Origin of the sequence: Limnobaculum eriocheiris, assembly GCF_021010575.1 — a bacterium.
Lineage (GTDB): Bacteria > Pseudomonadota > Gammaproteobacteria > Enterobacterales > Enterobacteriaceae > Limnobaculum > Limnobaculum eriocheiris.
Genome location: NZ_JAJNAG010000030.1, coordinates 1 through 16,046, shown reverse-complemented (window position 1 = coordinate 16,046; position 16,046 = coordinate 1). Strand labels below are relative to the sequence as shown.

13 protein-coding genes are annotated in these 16,046 nt (G+C 46.1%); 12 read left to right on the top strand and 1 reads right to left on the bottom strand.

Annotated features, from left to right (window positions below; genetic code table 11):
• Positions 1 to 134 precede the first annotated feature (134 nt).
• The 4 genes from msbA (at position 135) to kdsB (ending at position 3,940) form a co-directional block, all read left to right on the top strand.
• Positions 135 to 1,883 carry a lipid A ABC transporter ATP-binding protein/permease MsbA gene (gene msbA / locus LPW36_RS12405; RefSeq protein ID WP_230610045.1) on the top strand — a complete coding sequence of 583 codons (1,749 nt, stop codon included), beginning with the start codon at positions 135 to 137 and terminating at the stop codon, positions 1,881 to 1,883.
• Positions 1,880 to 2,863: a tetraacyldisaccharide 4'-kinase gene (lpxK, locus tag LPW36_RS12400; protein ID WP_230610043.1), complete on the top strand. Its 984-nt coding sequence runs from the start codon at positions 1,880 to 1,882 to the stop codon at positions 2,861 to 2,863. The genes msbA and lpxK overlap by 4 nt, the downstream gene beginning before the upstream one ends.
• Before the next feature lie 145 nt (positions 2,864 to 3,008).
• The gene (locus LPW36_RS12395) at positions 3,009 to 3,191 is read left to right on the top strand and encodes a Trm112 family protein (RefSeq protein ID WP_230610041.1); all 183 of its coding nucleotides are present in this window, start codon (positions 3,009 to 3,011) and stop codon (positions 3,189 to 3,191) included.
• Positions 3,188 to 3,940 carry a 3-deoxy-manno-octulosonate cytidylyltransferase gene (kdsB, locus tag LPW36_RS12390; RefSeq protein WP_230610039.1) on the top strand — a complete coding sequence of 251 codons (753 nt, stop codon included), beginning with the start codon at positions 3,188 to 3,190 and terminating at the stop codon, positions 3,938 to 3,940. Before LPW36_RS12395 ends, kdsB begins: the two co-directional genes overlap by 4 nt.
• Before the next feature lie 69 nt (positions 3,941 to 4,009).
• Here kdsB and elyC read toward each other — a convergent pair whose 3' ends face one another.
• A complete protein-coding gene (gene elyC, locus LPW36_RS12385) occupies positions 4,010 to 4,765 on the bottom strand; it encodes an envelope biogenesis factor ElyC (RefSeq protein ID WP_230610037.1) in 756 nt (251 codons plus the stop codon).
• 161 nt (positions 4,766 to 4,926) lie between these two features.
• On the opposite strand from elyC, the gene cmoM reads away from it, so the two are divergent.
• The 8 genes from cmoM to LPW36_RS12345 form a co-directional block, all read left to right on the top strand.
• Positions 4,927 to 5,730, top strand: a complete 804-nt coding sequence (gene cmoM / locus LPW36_RS12380) for a tRNA uridine 5-oxyacetic acid(34) methyltransferase CmoM (RefSeq protein ID WP_230610035.1) — start codon at positions 4,927 to 4,929, stop codon at positions 5,728 to 5,730.
• Positions 5,727 to 7,049 (top strand): chromosome partition protein MukF, encoded by a 1,323-nt coding sequence (mukF, locus tag LPW36_RS12375; protein WP_230610033.1) that lies wholly within the window; start codon positions 5,727 to 5,729, stop codon positions 7,047 to 7,049. The genes cmoM and mukF overlap by 4 nt, the downstream gene beginning before the upstream one ends.
• Entirely contained in the window at positions 7,030 to 7,746 is a 717-nt protein-coding gene (mukE, locus tag LPW36_RS12370) for a chromosome partition protein MukE (protein WP_230610030.1), read from the top strand. The genes mukF and mukE overlap by 20 nt, the downstream gene beginning before the upstream one ends.
• Positions 7,743 to 12,227, top strand: a complete 4,485-nt coding sequence (mukB, locus tag LPW36_RS12365; RefSeq protein WP_230610028.1) for a chromosome partition protein MukB — start codon at positions 7,743 to 7,745, stop codon at positions 12,225 to 12,227. Before mukE ends, mukB begins: the two co-directional genes overlap by 4 nt.
• Before the next feature lie 213 nt (positions 12,228 to 12,440).
• Positions 12,441 to 14,186 (top strand): L,D-transpeptidase, encoded by a 1,746-nt coding sequence (gene ldtD, locus LPW36_RS12360; protein ID WP_230610025.1) that lies wholly within the window; start codon positions 12,441 to 12,443, stop codon positions 14,184 to 14,186.
• Positions 14,187 to 14,454: 268 nt separating this feature from the next.
• A complete protein-coding gene (mepK, locus tag LPW36_RS12355; RefSeq protein WP_230610023.1) occupies positions 14,455 to 15,027 on the top strand; it encodes a peptidoglycan L,D-endopeptidase MepK in 573 nt (190 codons plus the stop codon).
• Positions 15,028 to 15,165: 138 nt separating this feature from the next.
• Positions 15,166 to 15,804, top strand: a complete 639-nt coding sequence (locus LPW36_RS12350; protein WP_230610021.1) for an MBL fold metallo-hydrolase — start codon at positions 15,166 to 15,168, stop codon at positions 15,802 to 15,804.
• Positions 15,805 to 15,973: 169 nt separating this feature from the next.
• Positions 15,974 to 16,046 (top strand): IS1 family transposase (locus tag LPW36_RS12345; RefSeq protein ID WP_338085959.1); only part of this gene is annotated, 73 nt, incomplete at its 3' end.

Sequence of the window (16,046 nt, the reverse complement as noted above, 5' to 3'; positions counted from 1 at the left end):
ATTGTTTTATAAAGATAAATATAAAATATTGACCCTCGGAGAGCATTTTACGCCCCGTTGGTATCACCAGTGGTTTGGTTCTTTGCTTCATAATGAGTAGAATAACGCGCTATTTCGCATAATGTTGGTAACTAATGTTGAATGATAAAGACCTAACTACGTGGCAAACATTTGGCCGTTTGTGGCCATTGATTAAACCATTTAAGCTCGGACTGATTGTCTCTGCCGTGGCACTGATTTTGAATGCCGGTACTGATGCCATGATGCTTTCACTATTAAAGCCATTGCTGGATGATGGTTTTGGTAAGACCGGAAGCAGTGTATTAGTCTGGATGCCATTAGTGGTGCTTGGGCTGATGGTCATGCGTGGCATTACCAGCTATGTATCAACCTATTGCTTATCCTGGGTTTCTGGCAAGGTGGTAATGACGGTTCGTCGTCGGCTGTTTGGCCATATGATGAATATGCCCGTTTCTTTCTTTGATCAGCAGTCAACGGGAACGCTGTTGTCCCGTATTACTTACGATTCAGAGCAGGTGGCTTCCTCTTCATCAGGAGCATTAATCACCGTTGTTCGGGAAGGGGCATATATTCTGGCCCTGTTTGGCATCATGTTCTATAACAGCTGGCAGCTATCTCTCATTTTGGTGATTCTGGCACCGGTTGTCTCTTTTGTTATCCGTTTTGTTTCCAAGCGTTTTCGCAGCATCAGTAAAAATATGCAGAACACCATGGGGCAAGTTACCGCCAGCGCAGAACAGATGCTGAAAGGGCATAAAGAAGTATTACTGTTTGGCGGCCAGGATGTAGAAACGGATCGTTTTAATAAAGTCAGTAACAGAATGCGCCAGCAAGGTATGAAGATGGTTGCTGCATCTGCTATCTCTGACCCCATCGTTCAGTTGATCGCCTCAACAGCGTTGGCGATGGTGCTGTTTGCCGCCAGCTTTCCAAGCATTATGGATACCCTGACTGCCGGTACCATCACCGTGGTGTTCTCTTCTATGGTGGCGTTAATGAAGCCACTTAAATCATTAACTAACGTTAATGCCCAGTTCCAGCGCGGTATGGCTGCCTGCCAGACGCTGTTTGCCATTCTGGATATGGAAACCGAACAGGATACCGGTACCCTGAACGTTGAGCGGGTACAGGGGAATGTTGAACTTCGTAATGTGACATTTACCTATCCAACGAAAGATGAACCCGCCTTAAGAAATATCAGCCTGACGATTCCGGCAGGCAAAACGGTGGCATTGGTTGGTCGTTCCGGCTCTGGTAAATCAACGATAGCTAATTTATTGACGCGTTTTTATGACATTCAGGAAGGTGAAATTCTGATTGATGGTCATGAAATTCGTGAGTATACCCTGGCATCATTACGCGCTCAGGTGGCTGTGGTTTCTCAAAGTGTCCATCTGTTTAATGACACTATTGCTAATAATATCGCCTATGCCCGTACTACTGAATATTCTCGTGAAGACATAGAGAAGGCGGCAACCATGGCCTATGCCATGGACTTTATCAAGAAGATGGACAACGGTCTTGATACAGTGATTGGTGAAAACGGAGTGCTGTTATCTGGCGGTCAACGCCAGCGCATTGCTATTGCCCGGGCGTTGTTAAGAGATAGCCCAATTTTGATCCTTGATGAGGCAACGTCAGCGCTGGATACCGAGTCTGAACGCGCCATTCAGGCTGCGTTGGATGAATTACAGAAAAACAGGACATCTCTGGTGATAGCCCACCGTCTGTCTACCATTGAAAAGGCCGATGAAATTTTGGTTATTGAAGATGGTCGTATTGTTGAACGCGGCAACCATGAAACGCTGATTAAGAACAGTGGCGTTTATGCCCAACTGCATCGGATGCAATTTAGCCAATGATTGAGCGTATTTGGTCCGGTGAGTCCAAATTGTATTTACTGCTGCTGCCGTTTTCCTGGCTATATGGCCTGATTAGCGGCCTGAGGCAGTTTGGATATCGTCATGGCTGGTTAAAGTCATGGCGAGCACCGGTACCGGTCGTGGTGGTGGGTAATCTGACGGCGGGTGGTAATGGTAAAACGCCCGTAGCAATTTGGCTGGTGGAGAATTTACAGCGTCAGGGTGTTCGTGCCGGTGTGGTATCCCGGGGGTATGGTGGCAAGTCAGCCCACTATCCTTTGGTGTTGAACCAAAGTACCACTACAGAAGTTGCGGGAGATGAGCCGGTGCTTATCTTTCAGCGCACGGGTGTACCTGTAGCGGTAGCCCCTGTACGTTCAGATGCGGTTAAAGCCCTGCTCAATCAATTTGAGCTGGATGTTATTATTACGGATGACGGATTGCAGCACTACGCATTACAGCGGGATATTGAACTGGTCGTGGTTGATGGTGCTCGGCGTTTTGGCAATGGTTGGTGGTTACCGGCAGGCCCAATGCGTGAACGTACAGGGCGCTTACGATCTGTTGATGCAGTGATCACCAACGGGGGAGATGCGCAGGGAAACGAAATACCAATGGAACTTAAGTCTGGTGAAGCCATTAACCTGCTGACTGGTGAGCGTTGTCAGGCTCAGACGCTTTCCCGAGTGGTGGCAATGGCTGGAATTGGTCACCCGCCACGTTTCTTTCAAACGTTAAATACGATTAATGTTCAGCCAGAGCAAACTCATGCTTTTGCCGATCACCAGCCTTACACTGAAGACTTATTGGCCAATCTGGTTAATGCACAACAAAGTCTGCTGATGACAGAAAAAGACGCGGTAAAATGCCGGGCTTTTGCTCAGGAAAACTGGTGGTATTTACCCGTTGATGCCCGTCTCCCTGCTGAAAGTGCAGAGGCGCTATTAGCATTAGTCATGAGTAAAATTGAGAAAAAATAGTCCCCCTGATTTTGTGAATGACTAAAATCTACCCCGCTTAATCAAGTATCCGCAAGGTGTTTATCATTCATTAAACCTTCGGGTGAAATATGGTATTCTTGCCCATCACAAAGTTAAGTTACTCGTTCGATAATAGAGGTCGTGCATGGATCATCGTTTGCTGGAAATCATCGCTTGCCCGGTTTGTAATGGGAAACTCGCATTTAATAAAGAACATCAGGAACTGGTTTGTAACATTGATGGTTTAGCTTTCGCTGTCCGTGACGGAATTCCCGTATTGCTTGAAGCTGAAGCACGTAAGCTGACGTTAGATGAGAAAACAGCATGAGTTTTACTGCAATTATCCCCGCTCGTTATGCCTCAACGCGTTTACCGGGTAAACCCCTGGCGGATATCGCCGGTAAACCAATGGTGGTTCACGTTATGGAAAGAGCGCAGGAGTCAGGCGCTTCCAGAGTGATCGTGGCAACCGATAATCTTGATGTACAAAAGGCCGTAGAAGAAGCTGGTGGTGAAGTTTGCCTGACCAGCCCGCACCATAATTCAGGAACTGAGCGTTTAGCTGAAGTTATCGAACGTTATCAGTTCAGCGATGATGAAATTATTGTTAACGTTCAGGGTGATGAGCCACTGGTGCCTCCCGTTATTATCCGCCAGGTTGCACATAATTTGATCGGCGCAGATGCCGGAATGGCAACGCTGGCGGTGCCCATTATTTCTGTTGAAGAGGCATTTAATCCTAATGCAGTTAAAGTAGTGATTAACAGTAAAGGCTATGCCCTCTATTTTTCAAGGGCAACCATCCCCTGGGATCGTGAGCGCTTCTCTGTTTCTCAACGAGAAATCGGTGATTTCTACCTTCGTCATATAGGCATTTATGCCTATCGGGCTGGATTTATTCGTCGTTATATCAGTTGGGAACCAAGCCCGCTTGAGCAAATCGAGATGCTGGAACAGCTGAGAGTGTTATGGTACGGCGAAAAAATCCACGTCGAAGCCGCGATTGAAGTTCCTTCTGTTGGTGTTGATACCCCGGAAGATCTGGCCCGTGTTAGAGAAGCGTTGGGTCATAAATAAGACTGATATTGATAAAAGTAAGCCGCTCAGAATGATTTCGAACGGCTTATTAAATTTGAACAATAAAAGCTACTCTTTGATGGTTAACCAGAGATTACCCAGCGTTTCGTACCAGGCACGTTCGCTGTGTGACAGGTAGAAGGCAGAAGGGAAGGCCTTTTCCCAGGGATTAAGTGGCCCTAATGTTGCAAGTTGATTGGCGGGTGCAGGAATAGGGTTTAATCCTTCTTTCTGGAAAATGCGCATTGCTCTGGGAAGATGATTGGCAGAGGTCACCAGTAACAGCGTTTTTTGTTGTGCGATTTGAGCTACAGCCTGTGCTTCCTCTATCGTATCCTGAGCCTGCGGCAACATAATGATGTCCTGTTCAGGAACACCCAGGCTTTCAGCTACCATTGCCGCGACTTTGGCGTTAGGCAAAGGGTTAGAAATAGCTGCGGCCCCACTAAAAATCATTTTAGCGCCTGGATGCTGGCGATAAAGACGAACACCTTCAGTCACTCTCGGTAAACTGTTAGGAAAAAGGTTAGAGCTTGGTGCCCAATCCGGGTTGTAAGTGTAGCCACCACCCAGAACCACGATATAGTCGATAGGTTCATTTTTTTGATAGGTGGCATACTGATTTTCCAGCGGCATGAGCAACCTGTCAGCTATCGGTTGGAGGCTGAGTAAAAACAGACCAAGCCAACTCATGGTAATCAGTGTTTTAGCACTTTTCTGCCAGCGACTAAACCAAAGTAATAGCAGGGCAATGGCCATTAATAGCAGCAGAAAGGGCAAAGGAAACAGCAAGTTGCCGATAATTTTTTTTAAAATAAATAGCATGTTTTTCCTGAAAATAGGTGTTGTTTGTATAAAAAAACACCATCCGAATATTCGAACAGAATGAATAAGATTTATTCTATATCAGCCTGTGTCAAAATAGCAGGCTGATATAATGGGTGACTCATTTATGAGTTATGGGAATAAAGTCTGGCGGAGTCAATTTGAGAGTCACCAAAGATCGTAATTTTGATGATATTGCAGAAAAATTTTCCCGCAATATTTATGGCACAACAAAAGGCGAAATTCGTCAGGCAGTGTTATGGCAAGATCTCGAACATTTGCTGTCACTTATGCCTCAACGCCCATTGCGTATTCTTGATGCTGGTGGTGGTGAAGGTGTTATGGCCTGTGAGATGGCGGCACGCGGGCATCAGGTGATTTTTTGTGACATCTCAGCAGAAATGTTGAAACGCGCGGAACTGGCGGCAGTAGAAAAAGGTGTGAGCCAACAGATACAATTTATTCACTGCGCCGCAAAGGATGTATCAGATCATTTAGAACAGCCGGTAGATCTGGTATTGTTTCACGCAGTTTTAGAATGGGTTCAGGACCAGCGTGGTACGCTGGAGGCGCTGATCCAATGTCTGCAACCAGCAGGCATGTTATCATTGATGTTTTACAATTATAACGCACTGTTATTTCGTAATATTACGTTAGGTAATTTTGGCTATATTGAAGCCGGGATGCAAAAAAAGAAAAAGCGAACGCTGTCACCTGACCGACCATTGGAGCCTCAACAGGTTTATAATTGGTTAGATGAAATGCGGATGGTTACCATCGGCAAGAGCGGAGTCCGGGTTTTTCATGATTACGCACAGAATAAACAACAGCAGCAGCAGGATTTTGCCGCCTTGCTGGCACTGGAATTGCGCTATTGCCGACAAGAGCCGTTTGTCAGTTTGGGACGTTATATTCATGTGATAGCACAAAAGCCAAACGAGTCGAACGTAAAGGATGAACTATGAGTGATTTTTCCCAGACTGTACCGGAACTGGTCGCCTGGGCCCGTAAAAACGATTTTTCATTGTCGTTACCAACAGAACGTCTGGCATTTTTATTATCTATTGCCACGCTAAATAGCGATCGGTTAGATGGTGAAATGAGTGAAGGTGAGCTGGTTGATGCATTCAGACACGTCAGTAAAGGGTTCGAGCAGACTCACGAAACCATTGCTGTGCGTGCCAACAATGCTATCAATGACATGGTGAAGCAGCGACTTTTGAACCGTTTTACCAGTGAACTAGCGGACGGTAATGCTATTTATCGTTTAACGCCGTTAGGCATTGGTATTACCGATTATTATATTCGCCAACGGGAATTCTCTTCACTGCGCCTTTCTATGCAGCTATCGATTGTTGCTCAGGAACTGAATCTGGCAGCGGAAGCCGCTGAAGAAGGGGGGGATGATTTTCATTGGCACAGAAACGTCTTCGCTCCACTGAAATACTCGGTGGCCGAGATTTTTGACAGTATCGATCTTACCCAACGCATAATGGATGAGCAGCAACAAAACGTAAAAAATGATATCGCTGCCCTGTTAGGTAAAGACTGGCGTGCCGCTATTTCAAGCTGTGAAGCCTTACTGATGGAGACCTCCGGTACGCTGCGGGAACTACAGGATACTCTGGAGGCCGCCGGTGATAAGCTTCAGGCTAATTTATTGCGCATTCAGGATGCCACAATGAACAATGCGGAACTGCTGTTTGTTGATAAATTGGTATTAGACTTACAGTCCAAACTGGACCGTATTATTAGTTGGGGTCAGCAAGCCATTGACCTGTGGATTGGCTACGATCGCCATATTCATAAATTTATCCGTACCGCGATAGATATGGATAAAAACCGAATCTTCTCCCAACGTTTGCGTCAATCATTACAAACTTATTTTGACCAGCCGTGGGCGCTGACTTATGCCAATGCTGAACGTCTGTTTGATATGCGTGACGAAGAGTTGGCTTTGCGTAGTGAAGAGGTTACCGGTGAGCTTCCACCAGATTTAGAATTTGAAGAATTTACCGAAATGCGAGAGCAAATCGCCGCGCATATTGAAGTTGCTCTTGAGGTCTATCGACGGGATGCCCGGCCGTTGGATCTGGGTGCAGTGATGCGTAGCTATTTGACTCAATTCCCACGCTCCCGCCACTTTGACGTAGCCCGACTGTTAGTCGATCAGGCCGTCAGACTTGGTGTGGCAGATGCTGATTTCTCCGGGTTGCCTGCCGAATGGCAGTCGATTAACGATTACGGAGCCAAGGTGCAGGCCCATGTCATCGACAAATATTGAACAAATCATGCCAGCTAAACTAGCTCAGGCGATTGCTAACTCACTTTTCCCGGCGCTTGATAGCCAATTGCGCTCAGGTCGTCATATTGGCATTGATGAGCTGGATAATCATGCTTTCCTGATGGACTATCAGGATGAACTGGAAATGTTTTACCAACGTTATAACGTTGAGCTAATTCGGGCACCGGAAGGGTTCTTCTATTTACGTCCGCGCTCTACTACGTTGATATCTCGTTCAGTGTTGTCCGAGCTGGATATGATGGTAGGTAAGATCCTTTGTTATCTCTATCTCAGTCCGGAGCGATTAGCGCAGGAAGGAATTTTTAGCGGTCAGGAACTGTATGAAGAACTGATTTCACTGGCGGATGAAAGCAAACTATTAAAATACGTCAACCAGCGCTCCACCGGTTCTGACCTTGACCGTCAGAAACTACAGGAAAAAGTCAGAACTTCCCTTAACCGACTGCGCCGTTTAGGCATGGTGACGTTTATGGGAACTGACAGTACTAAGTTTCGAATTACTGAAGCGGTTTTCCGCTTTGGAGCTGATGTTCGCAGCAGTGATGATCCAAGAGAAGCGCAATTACGTATGATTCGCGATGGTGAAGCGATGCCGTTGGAGAGCAGTTTGTCACTGTCTGATGACGACCAGAATAATGAAAACGTGGCGGATAGCGCGGAGGATGAACAGGAATGATTGAACGCGGTAAATTTCGCTCGCTAACGCTGGTCAACTGGAATGGCTTTTTTGCCCGTACCTTTGATCTGGATGAGTTAGTCACCACATTGTCTGGCGGTAACGGGGCAGGAAAATCCACCACTATGGCGGCTTTCGTTACTGCTTTGATCCCCGATCTGACCCTGCTTCACTTCCGTAATACTACGGAAGCGGGTGCTACCAGTGGCTCCAGAGATAAAGGGCTGTACGGTAAGTTAAAGGCCGGTGTTTGTTATGCTACGCTGGACGTGGTTAACTCCCGCCATCAGCGGGTTATCTGTGGTGTTCGCCTACAGCAGGTTGCCGGTCGTGATAAGAAAGTGGATATCAAGCCATTCACCATTTCTGGTTTACCGGCAGCGATACAACCCACTCAAATTCTGACGGAAACCGTGGGTGAGCGTCAGGCTCGCGTTTTACCACTGCCGGAGCTAAAAGAGCGGGTTGAAGCCATTGAAGGCGTTCAATTTAAACAATTTAACTCCATTGCTGATTATCATGCCCTGATGTTTGATCTGGGGGTTATTCCTAAGCGTCTACGCTCTTCTTCCGATCGCAGTAAATTCTATCGACTGATCGAAGCATCACTGTACGGTGGTATTTCCAGCGCTATTACCCGTTCATTACGGGATTACCTGTTGCCGGAAAACAGCGGGGTGCGTAAAGCCTTCCAGGATATGGAATCCGCACTGCGGGAAAACCGCATGACTCTTGAAGCCATTCGGGTTACGCAATCTGACCGCGATCTGTTTAAACACCTGATTTCAGAAGCAACCTCGTATGTGGCAGCGGATTATATGCGTCATGCCAATGAGCGTCGGGTGCACCTTGATGGGGCGCTGGTGTTGCGTCGTGAACTGCTTACCAGTCGCGCTCAATTGGTGACTGAGCAGTATCGTCATGTTGAAATGGCACGCGAACTGGCCGAGCAATCCGGAGCGCAATCCGATCTGGAAATGGATTATCAGGCAGCCAGCGACCATCTGAATTTAGTGCAAACGGCAATGCGCCAACAGGAAAAGATCGAGCGCTATCAGAGCGATCTGGATGAGTTGACCTACCGTTTGGAAGAACAAAATGAAGTTGTTGCTGAATCTAATGAACAACTGGCGGACTATCAGGCTCGTACTGAAGGCTCTGAACTCGAAGTTGATGAATTAAAAAGTCAGCTGGCTGACTATCAACAGGCGTTAGACGTACAGCAAACCCGTGCGATTCAGTATCAGCAGGCATTAACCGCGTTGGAACGTGCCCGGGAAGTCTGTCAGCTGCCTGAGCTGACCGCGGACAATGCTGATGAATGGTTAGAAACCTTTACTGCCCGAGAGCAGGAAGCGACGGAAGCGCTATTAGCACTGGAACAAAAGCTTAGTGTAGCCGATGCGGCACACAGCCAGTTTGAAGAAGCCTATCAACTGGTTTGCAAAATGGCTGGTGAAGTCAGCCGGGCAGATGCCTGGAAGACAGCAAAAGAACTATTACGTGACTGGTCATCACAACAGCATCAGGCGGAACGCGTTAACGCATTACGCATTCAGCTTTCCGAGCTGGAACAGCGTCTGCGCGAACAGCAAGATGCAGAACGTCTGTTACAAGAGTTTTGCAAAAAAAACGGGCACGACTATCAACTGGAAGAGTTGGAAGAAGTACGTAGTGAACTGGAAATGCGTCTGGAAGAGCTATCTCAGGGTGCCACCAGCTTTGGCGAACAGAGAATGTCTCTGCGTCAGGAACTGGAACAGGCTAATAGCCGCATTAAGCAGCTATCGGATAGGGCCCCGGTCTGGATTGCTGCTCAGGATGCTCTCACTCAGCTGAGTGAACAGTGCGGTGAAAGCCTGGAAAACAGCGCTCAGATTACCGAACAGATGCAGTATCTGCTGGAACGTGAGCGTGAAACTACCGTTGAACGCGACCAGATATCACAACAAAAGAGTTTGATTGAACAGCAAATTGAACGTCTGAGCCAACCAAGCGGAGCGGAAGACAGTCGCCTGCTGGCACTGGCCGACCGTTTTGGCGGTGTGCTGTTATCTGAAATTTATGATGATGTCGTGCTGGATGATGCACCTTATTTCTCCGCATTATATGGGCCGGCTCGTCACGGTATTGTCGTACCGGACCTTTCACTGTTACGTGAGCATCTGGATTCTCTGGAAGATTGCCCGGAAGATCTGTATCTGATTGAAGGGGACCCTCAGTCATTTGATGATAGCGTTTTCGAGGCAGAAGAGCTGACTGGTGCAATCGTCGTCAAAGTTTCTGACCGCCAGTGGCGCTATTCGCGCTTCCCTGAAGTGCCATTATTTGGTCGTGCAGCGCGTGAAAACCGTCTGGAAGTATTGAGTGCAGAGCGTGAAGAGCTGGCGGAACGTTATGCCACAATCTCTTTTGATGTACAAAAAACGCAGCGTTTGCATCAAAGCTTTAGTCGTTTTGTTGGTACTCATCTTTCCGTGGTATTTGAAAGCGATCCGGAAGCGGAGATTCGTCAGCTAACTTCTCGTCGTAATGAAATCGAACGTGAGTTAAATGGCCATGAAGGTCAGGAGCGCCAGCACAAGCAACAGTACGATCAAGCCAAAGAGAGTATCAGTCAGTTAAACCGTATCATGCCTCTGTTGCATCTGATGGGGGATGATTCTCTGATTGAACGGGTTGAGGTTATCCGGGAAGATCTGGAAGAGGCACAGGACGCGGCGCGTTATGTTCAACAGCATGGTAATACGTTAACTAAACTTGAACCGCTGGTGGCGGTATTACAAAGCGACCCAACACAGCATGAGAATTTACAGGCCAGCTATGCTCAGGCGCAATCGGTACAACGCCAGATTAAGCAGCAGGCTTTTGCGTTAACGGAAGTGGTACAGCGTCGGGTTCATTTTAGTTACAGCGATTCGGCTGGCATGCTGACGGAAAACTCCGACCTGAACGATAAACTGCGCCAACGTCTGGAGCAGGCAGAAGCTGAACGTAGCCGCGCCAGAGAGCAGTTAAAATCTTATCAGGCTCAGGCGGCACAGTTTAATCAGGTATTGGCCTCACTTAAGAGCTCTTATGATGCCAAGCGAGATATGCTGAAAGAGTTAGGGCAGGAGCTACAGGATATCGGCGTTCAGGCCGATCCCAATGCTGAAGCCAGAGCCAAACAGCGTCGTGATGAACTGTATGCCGGACTACACCAGAATCGTCAGCGCTGTAACCAGTTGGAAAAACAGATCACCTTCTGTGAAGCCGAGATGGATAATTTACAGAAGCGTCTGCGCAAAGCAGAACGTGAATATCATCAGATTCGCGAGCAGGTAGTGACTGCGAAAGCGGGTTGGTGTCTGGTCATGCGTCTGGTTAAAGATAATGACGTTGAGCGCCGTTTGCATCGTCGTGAATTAGCCTATATGGATGCAGAAGATCTGCGTTCAATGTCGGATAAAGCATTAGGGGCATTGCGTCTGGCGGTTGCTGATAACGAACATTTACGTGATGTACTCAGAGCGTCGGAGGATCCTAAACGGCCTGAGCGGAAAATTCAGTTCTATATTGCAGTTTATCAGCATCTGCGGGAGCGTATCCGTCAGGATATTATTCGTACTGACGATCCGGTAGAAGCCATTGAACAGATGGAAATTGAATTAGCCCGCCTGACGGAAGAGCTGACCGCCCGCGAACAGAAGCTGGCCATCAGTTCCAAGAGTGTGGCTAACATCATTCGTAAAACGATTCAACGCGAACAAAACCGTATTCGTATGCTGAACCAGGGCTTGCAGGCCGTGGCCTTTGGTCAGGTTAAGAGCGTGCGCCTGAATGTTAATGTGCGTGAAGCCCATGCGACATTGCTGGAAGTGTTGTCTGAACAACAGGAACAGCATCAGGACTTATTTAGCAGCAATCGCCTGACCTTCTCAGAAGCTTTAGCCAAACTCTATCAGCGCCTGAATCCACATATTGATATGGGGCAACGCACAGCACAGACCATCGGTGAAGAGTTACTGGACTACCGTAACTATCTGGAACTGGAGGTTGAAGTATATCGCGGCTCCGACGGGTGGCTGCGTGCAGAAAGTGGCGCTTTATCAACCGGTGAAGCCATCGGTACCGGTATGTCAATTCTGGTGATGGTGGTTCAGAGTTGGGAAGAGGAATCCAGACGGCTACGTGGTAAAGATATTTCGCCATGTCGCCTGCTGTTCCTGGATGAGGCCGCGCGTCTTGATGCCAACTCTATTGCGACACTGTTTGAACTTTGCGATCGCTTAGAGATGCAACTGGTGATCGCGGCTCCGGAAAATATTAGTCCGGAAAAGGGAACAACTTATAAGTTGGTTCGTAAGGTATTCCAAAATCATGAACATGTTCATGTGGTTGGCCTTAAAGGGTTTGCAGCCGATAAAGAGCCTGCTAAAGTTGAAAATGAGACGACAAAAAGTGATGAACCAGATGTTTCTGAAGAGTTGTTACAATAAAATAAGGTTAGTTTATTGTTTATTATCGTCTCATTAAGATACTCTGTATTCAGAGTCGCCGAAAGGCGACCAATTTTTCGAATGCCAATTTATACAGGATGTTTTGGTAGAAATGTTTTAAATTAGAACGCATGTTTATCAAGCCATTTTAACGTTCAAATGGGGCATAGTGGCGATGGTCAATAATATGTTGGTAAAAGCAGGGGACAGAGGATGTTGTTGGTAAAACGAAAAATTATTAAAAATTTAGCAGTAAAATGTACATTAACGGCGTTGATGGCATTTCCATTGGGCGGATGTGCGGCTGATGAAGACCTGAATAATCAGGCTCCAGCGACTATTTCTGCCGAAGCACCCGCTACAACGGAAGGCGGGCAAGTAGCGACAGCAGAAACTACGGCTGTTGAAGTACCTGTACAAGATCCGGTTCTGGTTGCTCGAACCCGTGATGCATTAATTGCTGCATTACCTGCGGGTGTGACATTAAAGTTCATGCCAGAATTGAGCTCAGTCTATACCACGGTAGAAATGAAACCCCTGTGGGAAGACGAAAAAGTTCAGAAACAGTTTGAGCAGCAATTGGCTGAAATGGCGTTAGCTGGCATAAATTCTCAGTTTGGACAATGGGCAAAATTATTAACCCAGCCAGAAATTACTGGCATGGCCAGAGATGCGGTGCTGTCTGATGCTTTACTGGGCTATATGCATTTTGTTGAGGGTGCTAAAGCCAATGGTAATCGTTGGTTATATAACAACGGTTCTTACAAAATTGCAGCCCCTTCAGTTGAAATGACGGCTCAATGGCAACAGGCCGTTAAAGATGGTAATTCAGCCAAATTTATTCAAAGTCTGGCGCCACAAAATGCCTTTTATAGCAAGATGCATGAATCATTAAAGTCGTTAGTTGAAGATGTTCAACCATGGCCGCAAATGGAGCTTGCTAAACAGAGTCTGCGTCCGGGTAACAGCAATAAAGATGTTCCAGTATTAAGAGATATTCTGGCTCGTAGCGGTCTGATTAAATCTGAAAGTGAAGCATCAGCACCGAAGAAAAAAGTATCATTGGTATATAGCGGCGAACTGGTTGATGGCGTGAAACGTTTTCAACAAATGTATGGTATGGAAACTGACGGTGTCATTGGTAATACCACTCGTGAAGCGTTAAATATGGCTCCGCAAACACGGGCTGCTATTTTGGCGCTGAACATTCAGCGTTTACGTTTATTACCAAATTCAATGGATCACGGTATTTTCGTTAACATTCCAGATTACTCGCTGGCTTATTATGTGAATAGCGAATTGGTTCTGAAGTCGCGGGTTATTGTTGGTTCTGTAAAACGTAAAACACCATTAATGAGCAGCGCGCTAAATAATGTCGTAGTTAACCCACCTTGGAACGTTCCGGTTAAACTGATTCGTGAAGATTTAGCACCTAAAGCTAAACGGGATGCTGAATATCTGAAGCGTGGTGGTTACACGGTCTATTCCGGTTGGGGAAAAGGCGCAACCGTTGTTGATCCAAGTAGCATAGACTGGTCAGCAGGTGGAAACTACCGTCTACAGCAGGCACCTGGTAGTAGTAATGCATTGGGGCGCTTTAAGTTTAATATGCCGAATGATGATGCGATATATTTGCATGATACGCCTAACCACAGGCTGTTTGATAAGAATATGAGAGCGTTAAGTTCAGGTTGTATCCGGGTTAATAAGGCGTCTGAGCTGGCTAATATTCTGTTAAATGAAGTGGGTTGGGATGATAACCGGATTCAAAATACCCTGAAACGCGGTAATACAGCCTATGCCAATATTCGTGAAGAGATTCCTGTGCAACTCTATTATATGACCTCTTGGGTATCTAATAGCGGTACGCCTGAATTCCGAACAGATATTTACGGATATGACAGTGCTGTACAAGAAGGAATTAAAGAATTACCTCAGGTAGAAAAATTATTGCGCTAATGCAGTAATCCTTTCATTTTTGTTGTCATAATAATATGTGTTTACGGGTGCTTACATTTAAGCACCCGTAGAAACAGTCAAAGTCTGGACTCCAGAGCATTAAAAGTTATGCTACATACAGACTTAATATGTAGTATTCGCTTGTTTTTCATCACTCTTTTGCTTGCTACTTTAATAGTGAAGCAAGATGACATAGATTAATTTATGTCAGTGGCTATTGTGTAACGAAATGGTTTTGTAACCAGCTTTACTGAGTATAAATAGAATTATGGATAAAATTGATCATCATCGTCGTAAATGGCTGACTATTAGCGGCGCAGCATTAGGGTTAGTACTTATTCCTGATGCGGCGTTTGCTGCTTCCAGCGCATCAACGGCTAAGAAGAGTAAGAGTGCGCTTCGTACCCGTACTTTGTTGGTTAAGAATATCAATACAAATGAAACAATTAACTCGACTTACTTTAACGGTAAGAGTTATGACAAAACAGAACTCTCCCGCTTAAATCATATTTTCCGCGATAGACGTAACGATCAAATTACGACTATTGATCCACAGCTTTATGACAAGCTGTATTATCTACAAAAGCAGTTTGGTAATAAGCAAATTGAACTTATTTGCGGCTATCGTAGTCTGGACTCTAATAATGATATGCGCAGTCAGAAACGAGGTGTCGCAAAACATAGTTATCATACTCTAGGTCAGGCCGCAGATATTCGAATTGATGGTGTCTCTTTGAGAAGTTTGAGGGATGCAGCATTACAGATGAACTCTGGTGGAGTCGGTTATTATCCATCCAGTGATTTTGTACATGTTGATACCGGGCCAGTCAGAAACTGGTAATTAAGATTGTTTCGTATAAAAAATAGGGCATCTAATCAGATGCCTTATTTTTGTATGGAGCTAAACAAATCAGAAAGAAATGGTAATATGGTTTATTGCTTAAAATAATAATCATACCGGCTATGAGGGAGAGCTTCTTTGAAATACAAAATTATTCCGGTTACGCCATTTCAGCAAAATTGTACATTATTGTGGTGTGAAGAAACTAAACAGGCTGTGATTGTTGATCCCGGCGGTGAACCGGCGATCTTAAGCAAGACGATTGACGATCTGGGCTTAACACTGGTGAAGGTATTACTGACTCATGGGCATCTGGATCACGTAGGTGCGGCCAGCAAAATGGCACGGCGTTATACGGTACCCATTGTTGGCCCCCATAAAGACGATGCTTTTTTGCTGGAAACATTAGCAGAACAAAGTGCGCGTTTTGGTTTGGAGCACTGTACCGCGTTTGTGCCAGATCGTTGGCTGGACGAGGGGGATACTGTTAAGTTTGGCAATGTTGAGCTACAGGTTCGTCACACTCCGGGGCACACGCCAGGGCATGTTATCTTTTTTTCTGAATCTACCCGTCTGGCTTCAGTTGGGGATGTTTTATTTGCCGGAGGCATTGGCAGAACTGATTTTCCCCGGGGAGATTATCAGGCATTAATTTCATCAATTCGCAATAAGCTTTGGCCATTGGGGAATGATGTTCAATTTATTCCGGGTCATGGACCGATGTCCACTTTTGGTGAAGAACGAATGACAAACCCGTTTGTAGCTGACAGAACCTAGTAAATTATTGATATATTCTCTGGTTACCAATCTATTACCGGAGAATTTATCAAGAGAATGCTGATTTACCTATCAGAATACATATACACAATAAAGAACATGTAATACTGGTATTTTTGGTCGTGACGCATATTTAGTGTTGTGGTATTCTTCGCCCTTTGGATGATTGATGGCAAAGATTGATGTAGTTTGTCCCCGCTGTTCTGAAACGAGTGATGTGATCCGAAACGGTCATTCCACCT

Coding starts and splice junctions, on each gene's coding strand:
- msbA (WP_230610045.1), top strand. CDS start 135: ATGTTGAATGATAAAGACCTAACTACGTGGCAAACATTTGGCCGTTTG.
- lpxK (WP_230610043.1), top strand. CDS start 1,880: ATGATTGAGCGTATTTGGTCCGGTGAGTCCAAATTGTATTTACTGCTG.
- LPW36_RS12395 (WP_230610041.1), top strand. CDS start 3,009: ATGGATCATCGTTTGCTGGAAATCATCGCTTGCCCGGTTTGTAATGGG.
- kdsB (WP_230610039.1), top strand. CDS start 3,188: ATGAGTTTTACTGCAATTATCCCCGCTCGTTATGCCTCAACGCGTTTA.
- elyC (WP_230610037.1), bottom strand. CDS start 4,765: ATGCTATTTATTTTAAAAAAAATTATCGGCAACTTGCTGTTTCCTTTG.
- mukF (WP_230610033.1), top strand. CDS start 5,727: ATGAGTGATTTTTCCCAGACTGTACCGGAACTGGTCGCCTGGGCCCGT.
- mukE (WP_230610030.1), top strand. CDS start 7,030: ATGTCATCGACAAATATTGAACAAATCATGCCAGCTAAACTAGCTCAG.
- mukB (WP_230610028.1), top strand. CDS start 7,743: ATGATTGAACGCGGTAAATTTCGCTCGCTAACGCTGGTCAACTGGAAT.
- ldtD (WP_230610025.1), top strand. CDS start 12,441: ATGTTGTTGGTAAAACGAAAAATTATTAAAAATTTAGCAGTAAAATGT.
- mepK (WP_230610023.1), top strand. CDS start 14,455: ATGGATAAAATTGATCATCATCGTCGTAAATGGCTGACTATTAGCGGC.